Below are 2342 nucleotides of genomic sequence, written 5' to 3' on the forward strand. Positions count from 1 at the left end.
GGGCATCGCCACGATCTATCAGGAGCTTGACCTGGTGGATGGGTTGAGTGTGGCCGAGAACATTTATCTGGGTCATGAGCGGGCGCGGTTGGGGTTTTCGCGTCGGGGGGAGGCTGAGCGGGCGGCGGCGGAGTTGCTGGGGCGGTTGGGTCATGGGGAGATCCGGCCGCGTGTGGAGGTGGGCCGGTTGTCGCCGGCGCACAAGCAGATCGTGAGTATGGCGCGGGCGTTGTCGCATTCGGCGCGGTTGATCATCATGGATGAGCCGTCGGCGGCGTTGGCGCATGACGAGGTGGACAACCTGTTTCGGGTGATCCGGGATCTGACCGCCCAGGGGGTGGCGGTGATCTATATCTCGCATCGGCTGGAGGAGATCCGGCAGATCGGGGATCGGGTCACGGTGTTGAAGGACGGGGCGACGGTCGCGGTGGGGTTGCCGGCCAAGGACACGCCGACGCAGCAGATCGTGGCGTTGATGACGGGCCGGAATGTGGAGTATGTGTTCCCGCCGCGTCCGGAGGTGGGGGCGCATGAGGGCCGCGATGAGGTGTTGCGGGTGGAGCACCTGAGCCTGCCTGGGCGGTTCGCGGATGTGTCGTTCAGTATCCGGGCGGGGGAGATCGTCGGGTTGGCGGGTCTGGTGGGGTCGGGCCGGAGTGAGATCGTTGAGGCGATCTACGGGGCGCGGCGGGCCACCGGGCGGGTGGTGCTTGATGGTCAGGTGGTGCGTCCGGGGAGTACGACGCGTGCGGTGCGGATGGGGATGGGTTTGGCCCCCGAGGAGCGTAAGGCGCAGGCGTTGCTTTTGGATCATCCGGTGGCGCAGAACATCACGCTGGCGTCGTTGAGCCGGTATACGCGGCCGCGGTGGCTGGGGTGGCTGGATCGTAAGAGCGAGTTCGCCGAGGCCAAGCGGTTGTCGGAGGCGTTGGACATCCGCCCGCCGGACCCCAGGCGGCCGATCCGGACGTTGTCGGGTGGTAACCAGCAGAAAGCGGTGCTGGGGCGGTGGCTGGCCGAGGACCGCAAGTTGTTGTTGCTGGACGAGCCGACGCGGGGGGTGGACGTCGGTGCGCGGGCCGAGCTGTATGCGCTGGTGCGCAAGCTGGCCGACGACGGGATCGGCGTGCTGCTGGTGTCGAGTGAGGTGCCCGAGGTGCTCGGCTTGGCGGATCGGGTGCTGGTGGTCCGGGAGGGCCGGATCGTGCATGAGGCGCCGGCGCGGGAGCTGGACGAGCATCGGGTGCTGGATCTGGTGATGGTTTCGGCTGGGGAGTCGGCCGGGCCACAGGTGACGGGTTCTGCGGTGGCAGATTCTGAAGGAGCGTTCCATGACTGAGGTCGATCAGGCGGCGCCGGCGAATGCGCCGGCCAAGCCGGCGGGTGCGGGCGGGCCGTTGGGCCGGCTGGGGCTGGGCCGGGTGGGTGAGGCCCGGCATGTCGGGCTGGTCGCGGCGTTGGTGCTGCTGGCGATCGTGGGGGTGGTGACCCGTCCGGAGAACTTCGCCACCTCCTCCAACCTGGTGAGTATTCTGGCGCTGGCCTCGACCATCGGGGTGATCACGGTCGGGATGACCTTTGTGATCATCGGTGGCGGGATCGATCTGTCGGTCGGTGCGGTGATGGCGCTGGCGTCGGTGTGGGCGACGACGTTGGCGACGCAGGCGTATGGGCCGGTCGTGATGATCGTGTGCGCGGTTCTGGTGGGGACCGGGGCGGGGCTGCTGAGCGGGTTCCTGATCGCGTATGGGCGGATGGTGGCGTTCATCGCGACGCTGGCGATGCTGGTGGCGGCGCGGGGTCTGGCGCAGCGGATGTCGAATCAGCGGACGCAGCTGGTGCAGCCGGACAACTCGATGATCGTGGATCTGTCGACGACGCGGGTGCTGGGGCTGCCGCTGCTGGTGTATGTGTTCGCGCTGGTGGTGCTGGTCGGGTGGCTGGTGTTGAACCGGACCACGTTCGGGCGGCGGACGTATGCGGTGGGTGGTAACCCGGAGGCGGCGCGGCTGGCCGGTATCAACGTGAAGAAGCACACGTTGATGTTGTATGCGCTGTCGGGGTTGTGCTGCGGGATCGCGGCGGTGCTGATCATGGCGCGGACCACGACGGGGTCGTCGACGCATGGTGATCTGTATGAGCTGGACGCGATCGCTGCGGTGATCATCGGTGGGACGTTGCTGACCGGTGGGCGGGGCACGATCATCGGTTCGATTCTGGGTCTGCTGATCTTCACGGTGATCACGAATCTGTTCATCCTCAACGGGCTGAACACCGCCGACCAGCTGGTCGCCAAGGGCGTCATCATCGTCGCCGCCGTGCTGCTGCAGCGGCGAAGCCTC

The 2342-nt window shown here is 67.4% G+C and carries 2 protein-coding genes; both read left to right on the top strand.

Annotated features, from left to right (window positions below):
- On the top strand, nucleotides 1–1339 hold a 1339-nt coding region (locus tag Mam01_RS35855; RefSeq protein ID WP_204289665.1), incomplete at its 5' end, for a sugar ABC transporter ATP-binding protein.
- Nucleotides 1332–2342: ABC transporter permease (locus tag Mam01_RS35860; RefSeq protein ID WP_204289666.1), on the top strand; the 1011-nt coding region annotated here is incomplete at its 3' end. The genes Mam01_RS35855 and Mam01_RS35860, both read left to right, overlap by 8 nt.

The sequence above is a fragment of the Microbispora amethystogenes genome (genome assembly GCF_016863015.1).
In the GTDB taxonomy this organism is placed as follows: Bacteria; Actinomycetota; Actinomycetes; order Streptosporangiales; family Streptosporangiaceae; genus Microbispora; species Microbispora amethystogenes.